The following is a 16,407-nucleotide window of genomic DNA, read 5'->3' as shown; positions in this document are numbered from 1 at the left end:
AGAGGCAAGGCACCTTCCGCACTGCCCTTCTTTCTGCGGGAAACCGGAACAACGAAACATCAATCTGACCGGAGGTCTTCATGAGCATCGAGCTGAAACAGATCACCCACATCATCGACGCGCAGTACGCTGCGGAACAGGCCATGCTGGCGGAATGCCGCAACGGCGACTACGGCATCGAAACGCCGTATGTGAAACTCAACCCCTACCTCATCGCGCCTCTGACCGCGCTGGTGTATTTCAAAACGCCTCAGGCCACCACGGCCACGGTGCGGGTGAAGGGCAAGGAAGAGGCCGGAGACATCTCCTTCACCTTCCCGGCCGCAGAGGAACACTTCCTTCCCGTATACGGTCTGTATGCCGACACCGCCAACACGGTGGAAATCACCCTCGGCGACGGAACGAAGAGCACCCTGACCATTCAGACGGAAAAAGCGCCGGAAAGCGTGCATCTGCCCATCAGCATCGAAACGACCGCCTCCTACATGGACGGGAACCTCATGTTCCTCAGCCCCTCCTCTCCGGCCAACCTTGCGGCCTACGACTACAGGGGTGACGTGCGCTGGTTCATCACGCTGAACTTCTCCTTCGACCTCAAGCGCGTGAAGAACGGCCGCCTGCTCATGGGAACGCACCGTCTGCTCATGCCGCCCTATCATACCACGGGCGTGTTCGAATTCGGCATGATAGGCAAAATCTACAAGGAATTCCGCATCCCCGGCGGCAGTCATCATGACCAGCTGGAAATGGAGGACGGCAACCTGCTCATCCTCACGCAGGACCCGCCGCGCGGCACCGTGGAAGACATGTGCGTGCTCGTGGACAGAAACACCGGCGCCATTCTCAAGAGCTGGGACTATCAGAAGGCCCTGCCTCAGAACGTGGGCGGCTCCGGCAGTCAGGACGAACACGACTGGTTCCACAACAACTCCGTATGGTACGACAAAAAGACCAATACCCTCACCCTTTCCGGCCGTCATCAGGACGCCGTCATCAATCTCGACTACGAGACCGGCAAGCTGAACTGGATTATCGGCGATCCGGAAGGCTGGCCTGAAGACATGCAGAAGTATTTCTTCAAGCCCGTGGGCGACCTGTCCAAATTCGACTGGCAGTACGAGCAGCACGCGGCCGTGGTTCTGCCCGACGGCGACATCATGTGCTTCGACAACGGGCACTGGCGCGCCAAGAAAAAGGAGAACTACCTCCCCGCCAAGGACAACTTCTCCCGCGGCGTGCGCTACCATATCGACACCGAAAAAATGGAAATCGAACAGGTGTGGCAGTACGGCAAGGAACGCGGCTCGGAATTCTTCTCCTGCTACATCAGCAACGTCGAATACTACGGCGAAGGACACTATCTGGTGCACTCCGGCGGCACGGGCACCTACAAGGGCGAGCCCTGCAACCGTCCTCCGGTGCAGTTCCGCGGCGAGGATGAGCAGTATGTGCACATGGAGGCCATCACCGTGGAAATCAAGGACGATACGGTGATGTATGAAATGCACGTTCCCGGCAACTACTACCGCGCCGAAAAGATGCCGCTCTACTGCAAGGAAGACGTGCTCACCTTCGGCAAGGGACAGATTCTGGGTACGCTCGGCGTCACGGAAACCTTCGACACCGTGCCCGACATGGAAGACGGCGGTCTGGTCCCCGACAAATACAACATCAAGATGGCCCAGGAAGTGGACCGTCTGGTCATGAAGGGCACCTTTGAAAAGGGTCAGCTCGTCATGCTGCTGCTCGAAGGCGAAAGCACGCACGCCTATTTCGTGCCCACCACCAAGCGTCCCTTCCTCGCCATGTGCGTCGGCACCTTCCTGGAGTCCGACGACAGGTCTGTGGAATTCCCGGTGAGCTTCGAAGGACTTTCCGGCACCTTCCACGTCTCCCTCATCATCGACGAGGGCAAGTACGATACCGGCATCACCCTGACTATCTGACGATAGCCGCGGAGCCGGATATCCCCGTCCGGCTCCGTCCTCAGATCCTTATCCGCCCGGACCGCGGACTCCGTCCCGCAAGACCGGACAGTCTGCCTCTCCCGCCCGGACAGGCAGACAACGCACTTTTTTCAGGAGACATCAAATGCTCAGCGAACTGAACCAGCAGGCCTTCGACGCCATGGAAAAGCCTGCCGCCATGCTGGTGGAATTCTATTCCAAGACCTGCGGTCCCTGCAAAATGCTCGGCTTCGTCCTGAAGGACGTGGCCAGAGCCATGCCGGACTTCCCCATCTATCAGATCGACTTCGACGAAAACAGAGAACTCAAGGAACGCCTTGGTGTGAAGGGTTTTCCCACACTGCTCTTCTTCAAAGGGGATAAGGAAGTGTCCCGTCTGGAAGGGCTGAAGCAGAAGCCCGTGGTCCTCAAGGCCATCGAGGAGCTTCTCGCCTGATTTTCTACCGGCCCACCCAAGCCTTTTCATAGTCCTCCACAGTCGGGGCGGCGGAATATTCCGTCGCCCCTCGCAGTATACAACGGCAGGCAGATACGGCAGCGTCCCTGATGCCTGTACGCTCCCGGGCACACTGAAAAGCGGCAGTCCCCGGCATGCCACAGTCCATCGTCTCACCTGCCGGGGAGACGAAAAAGGGGCCGGTTTTCCGGCCCCCTGTTTTCATCCGCGCAAGACAGAACGCGTTGTCCGATCAGGCACGCTCTTTCTTCGTGCCTGCCTGAAGCCGCGCTACGGCTGAGGCGTTTCGACCGGCGTCACGCGAAGGTCATATGCCTTGTTCAGATCCAGATATCTGCGGGCCACGTCGCGCAGCGTTTTTGCGTCCACGCTCTTCATGGCCTCAAGATTCTTCCGGCTGTAATCAAGGTCATGCCCATTAAGGATGTTGGCCGCTCCTTCGCCCGCGCGCATGGCGCGGCTCTGCCGTGCACGGTAAAAATCGGCTTCGGCCACGGCCTTGGCGCGAGCCAGCGTTTCCTCAGGCAGCAGATTCTCATGCAGATCGCGGACAATGGCTTCAAAGGTGGCCTTTGCCTTGTCCAGATTCTCCGGCGAGGCAATGATGCCGAAGGCAAGGAAGCCCGTATCCTTGCCGGACCAGTCCACGGGAAACACGGAATAGCCGAGACTCTGCTTCTCACGCAGTTCCTGATAAAGCTTGCCGGTGAATCCGCCGAGACACTCCGAAAGCAGGCGAAGCGCCGGTCGATCGGCATTTTCCGTCCCCGTAGTGGGGAAGAGCATGAGGTATACGGCCTGATTGCGACCGGGCAGCGTCATGGTCCAGCTCTTCTGCCCGTTCCACGAAGGCGCGGAGCTTTCAAGAGCCTTTGCCGACGGGGCAGGCAGGGACCTCGCAAACGCTTCTACCTCGGCACGGTTGAAATCGCCGGCCACGGAAAGCACCCACGGGCGCACCTTCTGCCTGTTCCAGAATCCTTCCACGTCCTTTGCCGTGTACTTCGCCACCACGGCAGGATCACCTTCGGTTCTGTGCGCGTACGAGCCCCTGCCGAACAGGAAATGACGCAGGTTGCGTCCGAGCAGTCCCATGGCGCTCTGCTCACTGCTCACGATGGAAGCTGTCTGCTCACGCTTTGCGCGTTCCACGTCCTCATCCCGGAACGCAGGCTGTTCCAGAACTTCCTTCATGAGCGAAAACACCTCGGGCGCAAAACGGGCAGGGGCATCCATCTGCACGCTGAACGAGCGCAGACCGATTCCTGCCGACAGACCGGAAGCACGACCGGAAAGATAAACGTTGATGTCGTTCAGGGTACGGTTTTTCGTGCCCGTGGTAAGTACGGAAGCCGCAAGCGTAGCCAGACCTTCCTCCTCGTCGGTGGCCAGAAGCTCGCCGCCGGAGAAGCTCAGCGCGGCGGAAACATACGGCAGCGAACGATCGGGAAGAAGCACGAGCGTGCGCCCTTCCCCGAGCTTTACGACCTCGGGTTTCAATGCCGCCGCCTTGTCTGCAGACGTCGAGGATAACGCCGTTGCCCGGCCCGTCTCCGGCCAGCCCTGCACCATGGCTGCCCTGACCTTGTCGTTGTCCACAACGGCGGAGCTGCCGTTTTCTCCCTGCGGTACGAGGGCGGACACGGCGAGAGCGTCGGGGCGCAGCCAGGTGTCTATGGCAGCCTGAATCTGCTCGCGTCCCACGCTGCGAACCGCAGCAAGATAACGTTCTCCTCCCACGCTCGACGGATCGTAGAAATATTCCGCTCCCATGGTTTCGGCAATGTTGGCAATGTTCTCGAGGCCGCGCAGATAACTGTCCTCAAGGTTCAGACGCGCGCGGGCGATTTCCTCGTCGGTAAAGTCGGAAGCCTTCAGGTTCGCGAGCGTCTTTCCCATGTCGCGCAGATAGTCTGCGACCTTGACGGCGTCAAGCTGAGCCAGCACGGCAAAAACCCCGGCCCTCTCAAAACTCATGGCCGACGCGCTCACGCTGTCCACCACGGGCGCGTCGATGCGGTAGCGCTTCGGCAGAAGCGCCGTATCGTCGCCGGAAAGAAGGTGCGTCAGCACGTCGACCGCAGGCATGAGTTCATTCTTCATGCCCGGCAGAGGAAACGTCAGGGACACGAAGGCCTTGTCCCACGGACCGGGCTGCACGTCCACCACCATTCCATGGGCAAGCGTGGCAGGATCAATGGAAGGTTCCACCTTGAGCACGTTGTGATTTTCGTATCCGCCGAAGAGCTCCTTTGCCTCGGCAACGATGTCGGACGCCTTCACGTCGCCCGCCACGGAAAGCACCATGTCGCGCGGATCGTAGCGACGCTTTATGTAGTCGCGCATCATGTCGGGAGTCATGCCGCGAAGGGCCTCTTCCGTACCGATGACGGGCGTCTCGTAAGGCGTGCCCTTCAGCGTGTGAGCAAGCGCCGTCTGAAAGAGTTTCGTCATGGGGTTGTCGCCGCGCTGCTTCTTTTCGGCAATGACGACTTCCCGTTCCGCGTCGAGATCGGCCTGTCTGAGCAGCGGGTCAAAGGCCAGATCGCGCACAGCTGTCATGGCATCCTTCCACTTTGCAGCCGGAAGGTCGGTCAGATACGTGGTCATGTCATATGACGTATAGGCGTTCATGGATCCGCCGGCGTTTTCCACGCGCTTGTCCACGCCGGGGCCGCTGGTCTTGGATCCCTTGAACACCATATGCTCCAGAAGATGGCTCATGCCCGCCTCTTCAGGCTTTTCCCAGGCGGAACCGGCCTTCACGAAAAGACGCACCGACACCAGCGGGAAGCGGCTGTCTTCCCGCACGAGCACGGTAAGGCCGTTTTCCAGACGGAAGGTCTGCACGTCGGAAACGGCCTGTGCCGCTCCCGTTCCGCCGAATGCCAGACAGACAGCAAGCGCAACGCCTGCACAAAACTTAAAAAAACGCATAGTCACCTCGTATTCTCATCCGGCAGACGCCGGAGTGCGATGTCGCCCGTAAGGATGCGGCGCTTCCGCATGATGCGCCCTCATCCGCTTTTCCCTACCTGTGGCACACTCCTTCTTTTTACGCCATAATTTTCCGAACGTTTTTTCGTGACAAAGTGTTGCAATGACCACGGAAACGTTCCCTGCAGAGATTCTCCGCAAGAAGCTGTCCTCAAAAAAAGCGCGAACAGCCGGAGATTTTGCCGACATGAAAGGTAAAGCCGACAGGCGGCTCCGGCAAGGGAACGCCGTTGCCTTTCCCCGGGAAAAGAAAGGGCCGCCCCCAAAAGGAAGCGGCCCGAAGCATCTGAAAAGAGTATGCGTCAGATGCGCACGCCGAGGCTCTTCACCACAAAGGAAGCAATCTTTTCGCGCTCCTTGTCCACCTCACCGTCCTGCAGAGTACGATCGGCCTTGCGGAAGGTGATGCGGCAGGTGATGTTGCGATCTTCGCCGCCCTTGGGCTCGTACACGTCCAGAAGTTCCACGCTCTCCATGAGGTTCGTCTTCGCGCCGCGCACGGCGGCAAGCACGGCGTCCACATGCATGGAGCGGGGAGCAATGAAGGTGATGTCGCGACGCACGGCCGGGAACACCGGAAGCGCCTGGAAGTGCGTCTTTTTGCCCTGAGAGAGCGCACGCAGAAGATCAAGATCAAGGTCAGCGTACCACACGGCCTTGCGGGCCAGATAGGCGTCGGCCAGAGCGGGCTTGAGACGGCCCAGCACACCGGCAACGGAACCGTCTTCCATGGTCATGCGCACGGCGGGAGCAAGATAGGGATGCTCCACCATGGCAAAGGAAGGCAGCGGGAGATGCAGGAAGGCAAAGAGCTTTTCCACAATGCCCTTCAGGTCCACGTAGTCGAGATCCTCTTCCCTGTGGGCCCAGGCCTCGTCGTAGCGGGAGCCGTAAAGCACCATGGCAAGATGACGCACTTCCTTCACCGTGGTATCGCTGGAGGCATCCTGGCAGAAGGCTTCGGCCACTTCAAAGAGACGGATGCCGGTTGCACCCTGCGCTATGTTGTGACGCACACTCTGGAACAGACCGGGGGCAAGCTCGGTGCGCAGCACGTCCTGCTCGGCCGTGAGCGGATTCATGATGTTCACGCGGCCTTCGGCAGGCAGCCCGAGGAAATCGAGATCCTTGTTGCCCACGAAGCTGTAGTTCACGGCTTCGTTGAGACCGAGGCCCGCGGCCCAGTTCTTCACGCGCATCATGAAGGCATGACGGCCTTCCGGCGCGCCGAAGGAGGAAAGCGTCTGCGGAATGGAGGGCAGGGTCTCGCCGAGATTGTCCACGCCCTTGAATATGGCCACTTCCTCAATGAGGTCGGCCTCGCGGGTGAGATCGTAGCGCCAGCCGGGAGTCTTTACGCTCCACTCGTCGCCTGCGCTGCGGTCCACGGTGCAGCCGAGGCTCTCCAGCGTCTTCGCGCAGAACTCATCGGTGAGCTCCACGCCGAGCAGATCTTCGGCGCGGCTGCGACGGAAGCGAACCACAGGAGCCTGCCAGGGGCTCGGCGTGCATTCACACACGCCGCGGCATACCTCGGCGCCGGACAGCTCGGCCATGAGCGCGGCCGCACGATCCAGGGCAAAGGACATGTTGGTGGGATCCACGCCGCGCTCGTAGCGATAAGACGCCTCACTCGTGAGTCCGAGACGACGGGCCGTCATGCGGATGGAACGGGGACGGAACACGGCGCATTCAAGGAACACGCTTTCGCTCTCGTCGGTGATTTCGGTTTCAAGGCCGCCCATGACACCGGCAAGAGCCACCGGCTTTTCCGCATCGCAGATAAGGCCGTCGCCGTCCCTGAGCTGACGAAGCTGACCGTCGAGGGTGGTGAGCGTTTCGCCGTCCCTGGCGGGGCGCACGATGATGCGGCCTCCTGCCAGCTTGTTGTGGTCAAAGGCATGCAGGGGCTGGCCGAGCTCCATGAGAATGTAGTTGGTCACGTCCACGAGGTTGGAAATGGCGCGCACGCCCACGCCGTGCAGACGATAGCGCATCCAGGCAGGAGAGGGCTTGACCTTCGCGCCCTTCAGAATGCGGCCCCGGTAGGAGGGGCAGAGACCGCCGTCCTTCACATCCACGGGCACGGCCCGGCTCATGTCCTCGCCCTTCTCTTCCAGATGGAAGGAAGGCAGCGTCACGGGCAGGTTGAGATACGCGCCCACGAGACGGGCGAAGCCGTACACCGAAAGGCAGTCCGCACGGTTGGGGGTAATGCTGATGTCCAGCACTTCCTTGTCCAGCTCGTAGGCATCGACGAACTTCTCGCCGGGCATGACCTGACGGCCGGACCGGTTCTGCTCAGGCAGCACGAGAATGCCGGAGTGGTCGTCGGCAAGACCGAGCTCGCGCTCGGAACAGATCATGCCGAAGGAAGGCACGCCGCGCAGCTTGGCCTTCTTCATGACGAGCCCGCCGGGAAGCGTCGAGCCTACGGGAGCCACGACGACAAGCTGTCCGGCGGCCACGTTGGGCGCGCCGCACACGATGTTGAGAGGTTCTCCCGTACCCACGTCCACGGTGCACACATGGAGATGATCGGAGTCGGGATGCGCCTCGCAGGTGAGCACACGGCCGGTGATCACGCCTTCGATTTCCGCATATGGATGCACGACCTCTTCCAGTTCAAGGCCGAGCATGGTGAGCATGTCGCCCAGCTCTTCCGCCGTTCCCGTGTACGGGACAAATTCCTTCAGCCAATTGAAACTCAGCAGCATATTTTTTCTCCTCAGAGGATGAAACGTCATGGTCTTTCGGGCGTCCGCCCCGAAAGGCGACCCAGCCCTCCCCGTCGGCATCCCGTCAAAGCAGCGGGCGCGGGGAATCGGGGGAAGAAGAGCGGAGACCGCCTTTTCCCGACCACATCATTCTTCCTCTACGCAGGGAACTGATGGAGGAAGCGCACGTCGTTTTCAAAGTTCATGCGCAGATCGGTAAGTCCGTACTTCAGCATGGCCACGCGTTCCACGCCGAGGCCGAAGGCAAAGCCGGAAACCTCGTCGGGATTGTAGCCGACGGAAGCAAACACCGCCGGGTCGACCATGCCGCTGCCGAGAATTTCAAGCCATCCGGAGCCCTTGCACACGCGGCAGGGCTGACCGTTCACGTGACCGTGGCCGCCGCACTGCGTGCAGGACATGTCCACTTCCACGCTGGGCTCGGTGAAGGGGAAGAAGCTGGGACGGAAGCGCACGCGCGTCTTTTCACCGAATACGGCGCGAACAAAGGCGGTAAGCGTGCCGCGCAGGTCGGCCATGGTCACATGCCTGTCCACGAGCAGGCCCTCTATCTGATGGAACATGGGCGTGTGGGTCACGTCGGAGTCGCGGCGATACACCTTGCCTGGTCCGATGACGGCAAGCGGAGGCTTGCGGTTCATCATGGTGCGCACCTGCACGCAGGACGTATGTGTGCGCAGCAGCACCTTGTCGGTAATGTACAGGGTGTCCTGCATGTCGCGGGCGGGGTGTTCAGGGGGCATGTTGAGCGCTTCAAAGCAGTTGAAGTCGGTTTCCACCTCGGGACCGCCGGCAATCTCGTAGCCCATATGCTGGAACACGGAGCACACTTCCTGCATGGCCAGGGTAATGGGATGCAGAGAACCGTTCCACAGGCTGCGGCCGGGCAGGCTGGGATCGAATCCGGCAAGGAAGGCGGCCTCCCTCTCCTCTTCCTGACGGGCGAGACGCTGCTCAAACAGCTCCACGAGGCGCTGCTTCACCGCGTTGGCGGCCTGCCCGAAGGCGGGACGCTGTTCGGGAGAAAGATCGCGCATATGCGACATGAGCTCGGCAAGCTGCCCCTTGCGGCCGAGAAATTCCACGCGGGCCGCTTCCAGTTCCGCTTCGGACGAAATTTGGTTCAAGCGTTCATCGAGCTTGCCGACCAGTCCATTCAATTGTTCAAGGAAATCCATGGCAAGGCCTTGTGGCAGGCTGCGCCTCAGGCGCGCCTGAATGAAAGATATGAAAAAGGGGGTGCAGAGCCAGGCCCTGCACCCCCACGGGGAAAAACTCCCCAAAAAGCTTCATCTGGTGCCTCGGGCCGCAAGGGCCGCGGGCTGTTCCGAAAAGGAAACTTACGCCAGCTTGGACTTGGCCAGTTCGACGATGGCGGCGAAGTCGGCCTTTTCGCGCACGGCGAGGTCAGCGAGCATCTTGCGGTTGATTTCCACACCGGCAAGCTTCAGGCCGTTGACCAGACGGGAATAGGACAGGCCGTTGATGCGGGCGCCGGCGTTGATGCGCTGGATCCACAGGCGGCGGAAGGCGCGCTTGCGGAGCTTGCGGCCTTCAAAGGCATAATTCAGAGAACGTTCGACAGCTTCGCGGGCAATGCGGTACAGACGGCTGCGGCCGCCGCGGAAGCCCTTGGCCATATCCAGATATTTCTTGTGCCGACGATGGGCAGCAAGACCTCTCTTCACACGCATGGAAAATCCTCCACATTCAGTCCCGCGAGGCGGAGATCAGGCCAGCGGGAGTTGAGCCGCAAGAGCGGCGAAATTTGAAAACTGCGCAACCTGCAGAAAGGCAGGACTTACGCGTAGGGCATGAGGCGCTTGACGGCCTTCAGGTTCGCGCTGTCGACGAGGGCGCCCTTGCCCAGACGGGCACGACGCTTGGCATCCTTCTTGGTGAGGATGTGGCGCAGGTTCTGACGACGACGACGGAACTTGCCGCTGCCGGTGGTGCTGAAGCGCTTGGCGGCGGAACGGCTGGTCTTGATCTTGGGCATAACCAACTCCTTAGATATTCGTGACGCGCCGCAACCGGCACGCACGATTTGGGCATCAGAAAGAACCGACTATGCAGCATTTTCGCATAATCTGCAAGCAAAAAATACGAGCAAGGGCGCGCACAACAACGCCCTGCGCCCCTTTCGTACGTTCCTTCCGTAGACGGAATTTCCGTCCATCGCGGTATCCCGCGAAAATTTCACCGGCACGGCGGGAAATTCCCGTCGTGCCGGATAATGAACTACTTTTTGGGAAGAGGAATGAGCAGCATCTGAAGGGTGCGGCCTTCAGCGCTGGGAGCCTGTTCGACCTTGCCCACATCGGCGGTGTCGGCGATGATCTTGGTCAGAATGGATTCGCCGCGATCCTTATGCACGATCTCGCGTCCGCGGAAGAACACCGTCACCTTGCAGCGGTCTCCGTCCGTGAGAAAACGGCGAATGTGACGCAGCTTGGTTTCGTAGTCATGGTCGTCGGTCTTGGGACGAACCTTGATTTCCTTGATCTGCACCACGGTCTGGTTGCGTTTGGCTTCCTTCTTCTTCTGCTGCTGTTCGTACTTGAACTTGCCGAAGTCCATGATGCGGCAGACGGGCGGTTCCGCGTTGGCGGCCACTTCCACCAGGTCGTAGCCGGCCTCATGGGCCATGGCAATGGCATCGGAACAGGGAAGAATACCGACCTGTTCACCTTCCGGACCAATCACCCGTACTTCACGGGCACGAATCTGCTCGTTGCGGCGCACGCCGTCCTGAGGCACGTCGCGGCGAGGTCTCATGTTAGGCGAAGCTATAGCTCATACCTCCACGTTTGAACGGTTCCTCACTGTCCGCCTTGATCATGGCGATCACGTCTTCCACGGAACGGAAGCCGATGTTCTCGCCGGAACGCAGACGGACGCTGAAGCCTCTGTCGGCCACTTCCTTGTCGCCCACCACGAGGACGTAGGGAATCTTGGCCATCTGGGCCTCGCGAATCTTGAAGCCCAGCTTTTCATTGCGCAGATCGGTTTCCACACGGATACCGGCGGCGGCGAGGCTGGCCTTCATTTCCTTGACATAGTCCATCTGGGCGTCGGTCACGTTGACGATGCGGGCCTGCACGGGCGCGAGCCAGGCAGGGAAGGCGCCGGCATAGTGCTCGGTAAGAACGCCGATGAAGCGTTCGAGGGAACCCAGAATGGCACGGTGCACCATGACGGGACGATGGCGTTCGCCATCCTGACCGACATAAACGAGATCGAAGCGCTCAGGCAGGGTGAAGTCCACCTGAATGGTGGAAAGCTGCCATTCGCGGCCGATGGCGTCGGTGACCTTGATATCTATTTTCGGGCCGTAGAAGGCGCCGTCGCCCTCGTTGATCTGATAGGGCTTGCCTTCCTTCTCCACGGCCTTGATGAGCGCGTTCGTGGCGTTTTCCCAGGCCTCGTCGGAACCGATGCTGTCCTCGGGGCGGGTAGAAATGAAGATGCGGTACTTGAAGCCGAACAGATCCATGAGGTCAGCAGAAAGATGCATGACGTTGAGGATTTCGCTTTCAAGCTGTTCGGTGGTGCAGATGATGTGGGCATCGTCCTGCGTGAACTGACGCACGCGCAGAAGTCCGTGCAGCGTGCCGGACTTTTCATGACGGTGCACCACGCCGAGCTCGAACAGCCTCACGGGAAGATCGCGATAGCTGTGCAGGGTTTCGCCGTACATGAGCATATGGCCCACGCAGTTCATGGGCTTCACGCCGTGCACGTCGCCCTCTATTTCCGTGAAGTACATGTTTTCACGGTAGTGATCGTAATGGCCGGAACGTTCCCACAGCTCGCGGCGCAGAATCTGCGGACCGCGCACGAGCTCGTAGCCGCGCTTGAGATGTTCACGCACAAGGAAGTCTTCGAGAATGGTGCGGAGCATCATGCCCTTGGGCAGCCAGAAGGACATGCCGGGGGCAACGTCTTCATGGAAGGAGAACAGCCCGAGTTCCTTGCCGAGACGACGATGATCGCGCCTCTTGGCCTCTTCAAGAGCGTTCAGATAGTCCTTGAGGGCCTTTTCGTCGGCAAAGGCCGTACCGTAAATGCGCGACAGCATGGGATTCTTTTCGTCGCCGCGCCAGTAGGCGCCGGCCACGGAAAGCAGCTTGAAGGCCTTGACGGCGCCCGTGCCGGGAATGTGAGGTCCGCGGCAGAGATCCAGAAAGTCGCCGCAGCGATACAGGGACACGGAATCGGCGTCGATGCCCTCGATGATCTCCACCTTGTAGCTCTCGCCCTTGTCGCGGAACAGGGCGATGGCGTCGTCCTTCTTCATGACGGAACGTTCAAAGGGAATGTTCGCGGAGACAATGGCGTGCATTTCCTTTTCGATGGCTTCAAGGTCATCGTGGGAGAAAGGACGCGGCGTATCGAAATCGTAATAGAAGCCGGAGTCGATGGACGGGCCGATGGTGACCTTCACGCCGGGGAAAAGCTTCTGAACGGCAGCGGCCATGACATGGGAAGTGGAATGACGCAGCAGCTGAAGCCCTTCGGGGTCCTCAGCCGTCACGGGGGCGGCTTCCAGCGCATCGGCGGGCATTTCAGCAGAAAGATCGAGCAGCGTTTCCTTGTCTGCAGTCTTTACACGGCAGGCAAGAGCGGCCTTGAACCGTTTGCCGGAAAGAGCCTGCTTCAGCACCTCGGCGCACGAAGCGCCGGCGGCGGCCTCAACCAACTTTCCTTCTACGGATATCTGCATGGGAAAACTCCAAAAAATCACAGTTGACAAAACAAAAAAGAAAAGGGAGGCGCTGCCTCCCTTTCCGATGTTTTTTTGTGGTAGGCACGAGCAGACTTGAACTGCTGACCCCTTCCGTGTCAAGGAAGTGCTCTGCCACCTGAGCTACGCGCCTTTATTGTTCGGTGAGGACGATTCTTATAGAGCTTTCCGTCCTTCGTCAAGCATTTTCTCCGAGATTTTTTCATTTTTCCCTCTTTCCTCATCTCTTCCTGCCTTCGACCTTCCCACCGGGGGATATGTTCCGAAAAGCAGAACAAAGCGCAATTCTTCCGTTTTTTTCTCTCTTTCCACAAAGGGACGACGACCTCCTGAAGGCCTGCGCCACAGGCCTTTTCTGTCCATGCTCTTTAGCGTCGGTGTTGCGAAGAGGTCATTCCTGTGCTAACAGCGCAAAAACGTACTTATTAATGATGATGGAGGCATGACATGTCCACAAAGGCCGCTGACTTTTCTCTCATTCTCAAACTTCTGGTCGGCATCGTGGCGGGTTCCCTCATAGGAACGTACCTCGGCAACAACACGCAGAGTCCGCTGCATCATCTCATGGATGCCGTGGTTTCTCTGCGCTATATCTTCGGTCAGATCATCTTCTTCCTGGTACCGCTCGTCATCGTGGGCTTCATCACCCCGGCCATCGTCCGCCTCGGACAGAACGCCAGCAGAATTCTGTTCACGGCCGTGGCCATCGCCTACCTCTCCTCCATAGGCGCAGCCTTCTTCTCCACCATTTCCGGCTACGTCATCATTCCCCATCTTTCCATCGCCACTTCCACGGAAGCGCTGCGCAAGCTCCCGGAAATCGTGTTCCGACTCGACATTCCTCCGCTTTTCAGCGTCATGAGCGCTCTTGTTCTCGCTCTTTTCTTCGGCGTGGCCATCACCTGGACGAAGTCGGAAAACCTGGCGAAGCTCTTTGCCGAGCTTGAGCGCGTCATGAGCTCTCTTGTGGTGCGCATCATGATTCCCATTCTGCCCTTCTTCGTGGGCATGTCCTTCCTCGGTCTCGCCTATGAAGGTTCGCTCAGTCTGCATCTTCCGGTATTCATCTCCATGGTGCTCATCGTCATCGTGGGGCACTTCATCTGGCTTACGGTGCTCTACGGCATAGGCGGCGCGCTCTCCGGCCGCAACCCCTGGGAGGTCTTCCGCTACTATACTCCCGCCTACCTTACCGCCGTGGGCACCATGTCCAGCGCAGCCACGCTTCCCGTAGCACTCGAGTGCGCCCGCAAGTCCCGCGTGCTCAGCAAAAATCTCGTGGAATTCATGATTCCCCTGGGCTCCACCGTGCATCTGTGCGGCTCCGTGCTCACGGAAACATTCTTCTGCATGACGCTGCATCTCATGCTCTACGGCACGCTGCCGAGCGTCGGCGTCATGATCCTCTTCTGCCTGCTTCTCGGCATCTTTGCCGTGGGCGCTCCGGGCGTGCCCGGCGGCACCGTGGTGGCCTCCCTCGGCATTGTGACCGGCGTGCTCGGCTTCGACCAGAACGGCGTGGCCCTGCTCATCGCCATCTTCGCCCTTCAGGACAGCTTCGGCACGGCCTGCAACATTACGGGCGACGGCGCGCTCACGCTCATGCTCGAAGGCATATTCAACCGCAACGAACAGCTCGGCGAGCTTCAGCACAAAAACGAGGCGTAATCCCCATGAGCATGAACGAACAGGATCGCTCCGTCTTCATTTCCCTGCTTCACAAGGAAGTGGTCCCGGCCCTCGGCTGCACCGAGCCCATCGCCGTGGCGCTGTGTGCAGCCCGGGCCGCTGAGGAACTCGGAACGACGCCCGAACGCATGGATGTAGCCGTAAGCGCCAATCTCCTCAAAAACGGCATGGGCGTCATGGTTCCCGGAACGGGTGAAATGGGTCTCGGCGTGGCCGCCGCCGCAGGCGCGCTCGGCGGAAAAAGCGCCCTCGGTCTGGAATGTCTCAGAGACATTTCCGAAGAAACGGCACAAAAGGCACGTACCATGACGTCCGGCGACGCCGTGAACCTGCATCTTGCGGACAACGATCAGCTTCTCTACTGTCTCGTCACCGTCCATGCCGGAACTGACAGCGCTGCCGCGGAACTTGCGGGCAGCCACGACAACATCACCCGCGTATGGAAAAACGGAACCCTCACCTTTGAAAAGGAAGGCTCCGACAACACTTCGGAAGGCGAGAACGCCCCCTGGCCACTCACGCTGGCCAACATCTACGAGTTCGCCGTAACGGCTCCCCTTGAGGAAATCAGCTTCATTCTGGAAGCCGCGCGCATGAACCGCCGCGTGGCCGAAGAAGGCCTCCGGCAGCAGTACGGTCTCGGCGTCGGCAAGATGATGGACACGCAGATACGCAATCACGTGCTCGCCGACGATCTGCCCACCTTCGCCACCAAGCTCACGGCCGCCGCGGCCGACGCGCGCATGGCGGGCGTCATGATGCCGGTCATGAGCAATTCCGGCAGCGGCAATCAGGGCATTACCTGCACCATGCCCGTGGTGGCCTGCGCCATACGCACCCAGGCCGACGACGAAAAGCTCGCTCGGGCCCTCATGATAAGCCATCTCACGTCCATTCATATCAAGCATCACCTCGGTCGCCTCTCCGCCCACTGCGGCGCCATGGTGGCGGGCACGGCCTCGGCCTGCGGCATTGCCCTTCTGCTCGGCGGCGGCCTCAAGGACATGGAACGCACCGTGCGCAACATGGTGGGCAACGTGTCCGGCATGATATGCGACGGCGCCAAGAGCAGCTGCGCCCTCAAGGTGGCCACGGCCGTGGGCGCGGGCATTCAGGCCGTGCTGCTCGCGCTCGGCGGCACCGTGGTGCCCGGCAACGAAGGCATTGTGGACGACGACATTGAAGCCTGCATCGCCAACCTCGGCCGCCTCGGCTCCACAGGCATGAAGGAAGCCGACAAGGTCATTCTCGACATCATGCTGCACAAGTCCTGATATCGACGCCCCTGCAGTTAATGTCATAACAACAGAGAATAATGAAAAGGACGAGGCTTTGGGCTTCGTCCTTTTTTCATGGCAGAAGCATGCCTTCTCTGTCGACGAAATGCCGCGAGCGCAGTACGCCTTTTCTTCGTACAGATTTCCCCTCTTTTCTCTGCTCTTCCCGGCATGAGGCGGGATACGGCTGTTCTGAAAAACAACCACGGGGAATAACTGAACATCTCCAGAGAAATCTTATGTCCTGCACGGAGGTCTGCCTTCTTTCTTCTGGACAAGGGCAAACCGCTACTTTATCGTGAAAGGACTTTTTGCTGCTGCCCCGCAAGGCAGAAAAACTGCACCTTCTCATTTTACAAGGACATATCCCTATGGGCATGACCGTAACTCAGAAAATACTGGCCGCGCACGCCGGGCTTGAAAGCGTGACCGCCGGCCAGCTCATCGAAGCGAAGCTTGACGTGGTCATGGGCAACGACATCACCATAGCGCTGGCCGTTCCAGAATTCCGCAAGGCCGGAGCCGACAGGGTCTT

At 59.8% G+C, this 16,407-nt stretch carries 11 protein-coding genes and 1 tRNA gene; 4 read left to right on the top strand and 8 right to left on the bottom strand.

The genetic code is table 11. The features are described from left to right. Positions 1–80 precede the first annotated feature (80 nt). Together Q0J81_RS02900 and Q0J81_RS02895 are read left to right on the top strand one after the other, a co-directional pair. On the top strand, positions 81–1,946 hold the full coding sequence (locus Q0J81_RS02900; RefSeq protein ID WP_294445938.1) for an aryl-sulfate sulfotransferase: 1,866 nt from the start codon (positions 81–83) through the stop codon (positions 1,944–1,946). Positions 1,947–2,091: 145 nt separating this feature from the next. Continuing rightward, positions 2,092–2,403, top strand: coding sequence for a thioredoxin family protein (locus tag Q0J81_RS02895; RefSeq protein ID WP_294445937.1), 312 nt, complete (start codon positions 2,092–2,094; stop codon positions 2,401–2,403). A gap of 291 nt (positions 2,404–2,694) precedes the next feature. Here Q0J81_RS02895 and Q0J81_RS02890 read toward each other — a convergent pair whose 3' ends face one another. The 8 genes from Q0J81_RS02890 to Q0J81_RS02855 all read right to left on the bottom strand — a co-directional run bounded on the left by Q0J81_RS02890 (position 2,695) and on the right by Q0J81_RS02855 (position 13,039). Continuing rightward, positions 2,695–5,361 (bottom strand): pitrilysin family protein, encoded by a 2,667-nt coding sequence (locus Q0J81_RS02890; protein WP_294445936.1) that lies wholly within the window; start codon positions 5,359–5,361, stop codon positions 2,695–2,697. A 362-nt stretch (positions 5,362–5,723) separates the two neighbouring features. Then, a complete protein-coding gene (gene pheT / locus Q0J81_RS02885; protein ID WP_294445935.1) occupies positions 5,724–8,138 on the bottom strand; it encodes a phenylalanine--tRNA ligase subunit beta in 2,415 nt (804 codons plus the stop codon). Between the two features lie 158 nt (positions 8,139–8,296). Further along, positions 8,297–9,337 (bottom strand): phenylalanine--tRNA ligase subunit alpha, encoded by a 1,041-nt coding sequence (gene pheS / locus Q0J81_RS02880; protein WP_294445934.1) that lies wholly within the window; start codon positions 9,335–9,337, stop codon positions 8,297–8,299. A 162-nt stretch (positions 9,338–9,499) separates the two neighbouring features. Beyond that, on the bottom strand, positions 9,500–9,853 hold the full coding sequence (gene rplT, locus Q0J81_RS02875) for a 50S ribosomal protein L20 (RefSeq protein WP_294445933.1): 354 nt from the start codon (positions 9,851–9,853) through the stop codon (positions 9,500–9,502). Between the two features lie 107 nt (positions 9,854–9,960). Then, on the bottom strand, positions 9,961–10,158 hold the full coding sequence (rpmI, locus tag Q0J81_RS02870) for a 50S ribosomal protein L35 (protein ID WP_077071977.1): 198 nt from the start codon (positions 10,156–10,158) through the stop codon (positions 9,961–9,963). A 242-nt stretch (positions 10,159–10,400) separates the two neighbouring features. Then, positions 10,401–10,937 carry a translation initiation factor IF-3 gene (gene infC / locus Q0J81_RS02865; protein WP_294445932.1) on the bottom strand — a complete coding sequence of 179 codons (537 nt, stop codon included), beginning with the start codon at positions 10,935–10,937 and terminating at the stop codon, positions 10,401–10,403. A 1-nt stretch (position 10,938) separates the two neighbouring features. Further along, the gene (gene thrS, locus Q0J81_RS02860) at positions 10,939–12,885 is read right to left on the bottom strand and encodes a threonine--tRNA ligase (RefSeq protein ID WP_294445931.1); all 1,947 of its coding nucleotides are present in this window, start codon (positions 12,883–12,885) and stop codon (positions 10,939–10,941) included. A 78-nt stretch (positions 12,886–12,963) separates the two neighbouring features. Then, positions 12,964–13,039 (bottom strand) — tRNA-Val (locus tag Q0J81_RS02855). A gap of 314 nt (positions 13,040–13,353) precedes the next feature. On the opposite strand from Q0J81_RS02855, the gene Q0J81_RS02850 reads away from it, so the two are divergent. Further along, entirely contained in the window at positions 13,354–14,574 is a 1,221-nt protein-coding gene (locus Q0J81_RS02850) for a dicarboxylate/amino acid:cation symporter (protein WP_294445930.1), read from the top strand. Between the two features lie 5 nt (positions 14,575–14,579). Further along, positions 14,580–15,869 (top strand): serine dehydratase subunit alpha family protein, encoded by a 1,290-nt coding sequence (locus Q0J81_RS02845; protein ID WP_294445929.1) that lies wholly within the window; start codon positions 14,580–14,582, stop codon positions 15,867–15,869. Positions 15,870–16,407 lie beyond the last annotated feature (538 nt).

The sequence above is a fragment of the uncultured Mailhella sp. genome (genome assembly GCF_944324575.1).
Taxonomy (GTDB): Bacteria; Desulfobacterota; Desulfovibrionia; order Desulfovibrionales; family Desulfovibrionaceae; genus Mailhella.
This window is presented reverse-complemented; position numbering and strand designations above follow the sequence as displayed.

Bases quoted from the DNA above. Each gene is read 5' to 3' on its own strand.
- Q0J81_RS02895 (WP_294445937.1), top strand. From the start codon at position 2,092: ATGCTCAGCGAACTGAACCAGCAGGCCTTCGACGCCATGGAAAAGCCT.
- rpmI (WP_077071977.1), bottom strand. From the start codon at position 10,158: ATGCCCAAGATCAAGACCAGCCGTTCCGCCGCCAAGCGCTTCAGCACC.
- pheS (WP_294445934.1), bottom strand. From the start codon at position 9,337: ATGGATTTCCTTGAACAATTGAATGGACTGGTCGGCAAGCTCGATGAA.
- infC (WP_294445932.1), bottom strand. From the start codon at position 10,937: ATGAGACCTCGCCGCGACGTGCCTCAGGACGGCGTGCGCCGCAACGAG.
- Q0J81_RS02845 (WP_294445929.1), top strand. From the start codon at position 14,580: ATGAGCATGAACGAACAGGATCGCTCCGTCTTCATTTCCCTGCTTCAC.
- Q0J81_RS02890 (WP_294445936.1), bottom strand. From the start codon at position 5,361: ATGCGTTTTTTTAAGTTTTGTGCAGGCGTTGCGCTTGCTGTCTGTCTG.
- Q0J81_RS02850 (WP_294445930.1), top strand. From the start codon at position 13,354: ATGTCCACAAAGGCCGCTGACTTTTCTCTCATTCTCAAACTTCTGGTC.
- thrS (WP_294445931.1), bottom strand. From the start codon at position 12,885: ATGCAGATATCCGTAGAAGGAAAGTTGGTTGAGGCCGCCGCCGGCGCT.
- Q0J81_RS02900 (WP_294445938.1), top strand. From the start codon at position 81: ATGAGCATCGAGCTGAAACAGATCACCCACATCATCGACGCGCAGTAC.
- rplT (WP_294445933.1), bottom strand. From the start codon at position 9,853: ATGCGTGTGAAGAGAGGTCTTGCTGCCCATCGTCGGCACAAGAAATAT.
- pheT (WP_294445935.1), bottom strand. From the start codon at position 8,138: ATGCTGCTGAGTTTCAATTGGCTGAAGGAATTTGTCCCGTACACGGGA.